The organism is Longimonas sp. (genome assembly GCF_040409695.1).
Classification (GTDB): Bacteria; Bacteroidota; Rhodothermia; order Rhodothermales; family Salinibacteraceae; genus Longimonas.
Map to the genome: position 1 here is coordinate 1 of NZ_JARWGJ010000178.1, position 4875 is coordinate 4875.

Annotated in this window: 4 protein-coding genes and 1 tRNA gene; 2 read left to right on the forward strand and 3 right to left on the reverse strand. The window is 54.8% G+C overall.

Annotated features, from left to right (window positions below; genetic code table 11):
• The first annotated feature begins 204 nt into the window (after window positions 1-204).
• Entirely contained in the window at window positions 205-1464 is a 1260-nt protein-coding gene (locus tag PPP56_RS10775) for an IS256 family transposase (protein ID WP_353564049.1), read from the forward strand.
• 46 nt (window positions 1465-1510) lie between these two features.
• Here PPP56_RS10775 and PPP56_RS10780 read toward each other — a convergent pair whose 3' ends face one another.
• Both PPP56_RS10780 and PPP56_RS10785 read right to left on the reverse strand, forming a co-directional pair.
• The gene (locus PPP56_RS10780; protein WP_353564050.1) at window positions 1511-1972 is read right to left on the reverse strand and encodes a response regulator; all 462 of its coding nucleotides are present in this window, start codon (window positions 1970-1972) and stop codon (window positions 1511-1513) included.
• 422 nt (window positions 1973-2394) lie between these two features.
• Window positions 2395-3426 carry a glycosyltransferase gene (locus PPP56_RS10785; protein WP_502912573.1) on the reverse strand — a complete coding sequence of 344 codons (1032 nt, stop codon included), beginning with the start codon at window positions 3424-3426 and terminating at the stop codon, window positions 2395-2397.
• A 212-nt stretch (window positions 3427-3638) separates the two neighbouring features.
• Between PPP56_RS10785 and PPP56_RS10790 the strand changes: the two genes are divergently transcribed.
• Complete coding sequence (locus PPP56_RS10790; protein WP_353564052.1) at window positions 3639-4454, forward strand: glycosyltransferase family 2 protein; 816 nt, start codon at window positions 3639-3641, stop codon at window positions 4452-4454.
• A 210-nt stretch (window positions 4455-4664) separates the two neighbouring features.
• Here PPP56_RS10790 and PPP56_RS10795 read toward each other — a convergent pair.
• Window positions 4665-4737: transfer RNA gene (locus PPP56_RS10795), tRNA-Gly, on the reverse strand.
• Window positions 4738-4875: the final 138 nt, after the last annotated feature.

Sequence of the window (4875 nt, forward strand, 5' to 3'; positions counted from 1 at the left end):
GGCACGCAAGGCAACCACCCGCGCAACCTGAATGCAGTGCTGGAGATCACAGAGCGGCCTACCGGACTGGCCACAGTCACCGTCACCCTCGAAAATACGGGTTGAGTCCGTAATTTTGTGTAATTGAGGCGAGCGAGTAGAAAAAGCCATCGCGTTTTGTCAGGTTGGAAGCGAGACCAACCAAAACCAACCGACATACTAACGATGGCTACTTTTGAGATTACAATCGACGACGAAAAGATCCAACACCTGCTCCAGAGCGACCGAGGAATGGCAGCGCTGCTGGAGCCGATCCTGAACCAGATGCTGCAAGCGGAGATGACCGAACACCTGGGCGCCGAATCGGACCAGCGGACCGACACGCGGCACGGCTACCGCAACGGGTCGTACACGCGGCAGCTCACCACGCGAGTCGGAACGATCAACCTGGAGGTCCCTCGCGATCGGGATGGGACGTTTCAAACCCGACTCTTCCAGCGATACCAACGGTCAGAGAAGGCCTTGGTGCTGGCGCTGATGCAGATGGTCGTGCAAGGGGTGAGCACGCGTCGCGTGAAGAAGATCACGACCAAGCTGTGCGGACGCGAGTTTAGCAAGTCCACGGTTTCTCGGCTCACCACCGAACTTGACGGACAGGTCGAGGCCTGGGCTAAGCGGCCGTTGAGCGGAAGCTACCCCTTCCTCCTCCTCGACGCGATGCAAGTGAAGGTTCGCCGTCAAGGGGCGGTCCGATCGACAACGGTGATGCTGGCGGTGGGCATCAATGAGGCCGGTCACCGCGAGATCTTGGGGCTTGAGACGGCGTTTGGAGAGACTGGGGAGGCCTGGCGCCGGTTTATCGAGGGCCTGAAGCGCCGCGGCCTCACGGGCGTTGAAGTGGCCACCAGTGATGCTCACGAAGGGTTGCGAAGCGCTCTGGCATCGGCCTTTCCCGGATTGATCTGGCAACGCTGTCAGGCGCACTTCCGGCGCAATGTGATCGACCAGACGCCCGCGACGCTACGTGAGCGGATGCACGAGATACTTGACCAGGTGCTTCTTGACCAAGTGCTTGGGGCGTGCTCCCCAGAACGAGCCCGAGAAGCCGTTGGAGCCGCCTGTGACGAACTGGAAGGCAAAGCTGACCAGGCCCTGAAGGTTTTAGAGGCTGGCTTCGAGGACGCGACCGCGGTCTTGAGGCTTCCTGCGAAGTACCGCCGTCGCCTTCGGACGACGAACATGGTGGAGCGCTTCATTGAGGAGATCAGGCGGCGAGAGACGGTCATTCGAATCTTCCCGAACCTCGCGTCGGCCCAGCGTCTGATCGGCGCTCTGTGTGCCGAGCAGCATGAGGAATGGTCCACCGGCCGACGCTACCTTATCATGGACGAGTTCTTCGAGTGGAAGCGTCGGCTGGACAGGGAGCCGGTCGCTCCGGAGGCCTCGACGACTTCGAAGCAACAACCAGCGGCTGTTGCCGCCTAATATGAAGATCTGGCAGAACGCCAATTACACAACAATCGGGACTTGATCATGAAGCTCGTCCCATTGCCACCTTGTTCAGGATTCGCGATGCCATGTGGCGGCTCAGGTAAACTTCTCCATCATGAACGCGACGGATTGCCTTGAGCAGGCTCTGCGTCGGTTCACTCTTCATCAGGTAGCCCGATGCACCGGCGCGAATAGCACGCTCCGCATACACGTTCTCGTCGTACATGGAGAACACGATCATTCGCACGTCCGGGTGTTGTGCACGTACATTCTGCACAAGATCAAGGCCGTGCGCATCATCAAGCGAGATGTCGATGATGGCGACGTCGGGCTGTTTCTTCTCAATGAGACGAAATGCTTCATCTGACGAACCGGTCTCGCCGCAGATGTCCATATCCATTGTCTGATCAATGGTGTCGGCAACAGCTTCCCGTATAGCAGGATGGTCGTCAACGAGGAAAACCTGTATATGGTCGGTACGGGTTGGCGCTTTTTTGGTCATAGCACGATAATAGACTATGCGTGAGGTTGTGGCGGAGCCGAAAGCACCTCGCGGTGCCCTTTGTAGCCTTGCTGCTTGTAACTTTACTGCTTATGGCTTTGTGCTCTTGCTGCTTATGCCCCTGCTGCACTCACTGGTAGCACTTATACACGGGTGTATAAGTATATAACGTCTTTCCCACAGGGGATATGCTCTTTTGGAGCATACCTTGCACTTCGTTAGGAGCATGTTTTTTCCAGTAGGTGATCTAATACCTACTTCATTAATATTACGCGCCTGTGACGAGCAAGGTTCTTCTTTTCATTACGTGTTGCTACGTACTCATACTGTTGCCCCCTCAATAGATTCGTTATGGGCGCATGTCTTCCCGCTCTTCTGTGGACTCTCGTAGGGTCCTGGGCGCATAAGACAGTTTGCTGAGTTCAGTGTCGATCTGTTATCTGGTCGTACAGTGCAACCAGACGGTCTCCCATTCTTTTCCACCGAAACTGCGGCGCAGCGCGGCGAGCGGCATGAACGTATTTTTTGTAGATGTGTGGATTGCGCTTCCACCGTCGAAGTACTTTTGCTGCGGCCTGCGCATCGCCGGCTGGCACAACCGCCCCGCACTTGTGCTTCTCAATAAACTTTCTCCACAGCGAGAAGTCTGAACACAAAATGGGTAGCCCGTAAGCCAGGTATTCGTAGAACTTGGTAGGGATGCTTTTCATGTAGTTAGCATGAGGCTCCATCAGGCATAAACCAACATCACTGTTCTCATACGAAGAGGCCATCCTCCGAATCGCCAGATATTCCTTCCATCCATTGAAGCGCACAGCGTCTTCCAGGTTATAGTTGATTACGAACGCCTCTGCATAACGGCGATCCTCTCGGATATTACAGATACCCGATATCTGAAGATGAGCTTTAATGTTTTCGGTCCTGAGGATTCGGATGGTCTCAAGCATGGTGTCAAGTCCACGCGTTCGAGACGCGACCCCTGTGTAAAGTAGCCGCAACTCTCTACTCACTTCTGTTTTTTGGATTTCTGCTAATGAGACCTTACAGGAACGTGTCGCAGGGGCAAATCGAGTGTAATTTAAGACATATGTGTGAGGCACTTCTTCCGGGATGCAGTCATTGTATCCATCCTCGGCCACGACCACATGATCGACCCACCTGAAGCACCACTTCTCCAGGCCACGCAGTACCGCCCCCTCTATTCCTCCGCGTGCACTATAATCTTCATGCATATCATAGATAACGGCCGCCCCTGTCGTGTGCTTCAGTAGCCACAGCAGGGGGATAAGCTCCGGGTCGTGGATATGGTACACATCGGCACGGAGAGCATACGCACGTTTAAAAAGAGAGACTTGCAGTCCGGCACGTGCGTATCGTTGATGCACCTGCGGAAGCGCATCAACGGCAATGCCGTCAATGATCGCCGAGGTATGCCGCTGCGCAACAAGGTGCACCCTGTATCCGGCATCACGAAGCGTCTTACACTGTTTATGGAAGATCCGTGGGTCCTGCGGATGGTGCACTGTAGTAAGGTGTGCCACACGTGCTCCTGACACATGACCCCGCGCTGGGTATGACATATATCCGTTTGGCGCTCTTGAACTGTGGGTATACTCTCAAGTATGGAGGCCGCACGCTCGTTCCTGTAAAGCAGTCTTTCTTTGTGATGCACGAAGCAGTCATCATCTGCACGAGGAACCGTCCAGAGAGTCTTGAACGCACGCTGCGCAGTGTACAAAGACAGCACGGTGCCGACAGCCGCTCCGTTTTTGTCGTTGATGCCAGCAGCGCAGTTGCGGCCACACGCATCCAGCGAATACTCGTGGGTGCCCCACGTCTACGGTACCTGCGCTATCCTGGAACGCCTTCAGCAACTTGCCAGCGCAATTACGGCATAGAACATCTCCCTGCTTCTGTGGAGTTTGTGCATTTCCTGGATGACGATGTAACCGTTCATTCTGGATACTTTACTGCACTTGTCCGCTTCCTCAATCATCATCAGTCAGCTGCCGGAGCCGGAGCCCGTATAGACGAACCCCAACCTTCAACAAACGCCCCGTCTGCAAGTCAACAGTTCTTTTTGCACAATGCTCGGGCGCGCGGGATCGTTCTTCCTTCTGGTCACACGACCTCTGCTCAGCAGATCGCACTTTCCCGTCCGGTTCAAACTGACTGGCTCAGCGGATGTGCTTCCACATATCGACGTGTATGGGTTGAACAACATCGCTTTGACGACCGGCTTATCGGGTACGCGCCTGGTGAGGACTTAGATTTCTCGTACCGGATTGGTCAAGAGGCGCCGCTGTATGTAGTACCCGATGCGTCGCTTACCCATCATCGTTCACCGGTAGAGCGCCTCTCTGCCACAGCATATCACCGCCTTGCGTTAATTCATCGCTACTGGTTCGTGCAAAAAAACATAGACCACCCGCTACGCTATCCGGCATTCTGGTGGGCAACGTTTGGGCAACTGCTTGCTTAGGCCACGTCTAAAAAGGCAGTGAAGCACGACGCTTTGAGGGGGCTTGTGCAGGGTGTTTGGGCAATTCTTACCAGGGATCACCCCATCTTGCAGTAGCCGTAGCATTCATGGAGAGGCAGGGTTGAGAGACGTTAAAGGGATTTAGACAAAATAAAAAACGCGACTCGGCGTGAAAGCCAGGTCGCGTTGTTCTACCTTTAAACTTGTATGAGCGGGTGAAGGGATTCGAACCCTCGACCTTCTGCATGGCAAGCAGATGCTCTAGCCACTGAGCTACACCCGCTGGTCGCGTTGCTTCTTTTCAAAAGCACACCTTCAAATACAGCGCAGCACAATCAGTTCCAATCAAAACCGATCTTTGCGGATCCTTCGTTGAGGTCTGGCGAGTCGGCCCCAGAAGCCTCTTCTTCCGGTACCGGCA

Excerpts from the sequence above, each read along its gene's own strand:
- PPP56_RS10775 (WP_353564049.1), top strand. The coding sequence starts at position 205 with ATGGCTACTTTTGAGATTACAATCGACGACGAAAAGATCCAACACCTG.
- PPP56_RS10780 (WP_353564050.1), bottom strand. The coding sequence starts at position 1,972 with ATGACCAAAAAAGCGCCAACCCGTACCGACCATATACAGGTTTTCCTC.
- PPP56_RS10790 (WP_353564052.1), top strand. The coding sequence starts at position 3,639 with ATGCACGAAGCAGTCATCATCTGCACGAGGAACCGTCCAGAGAGTCTT.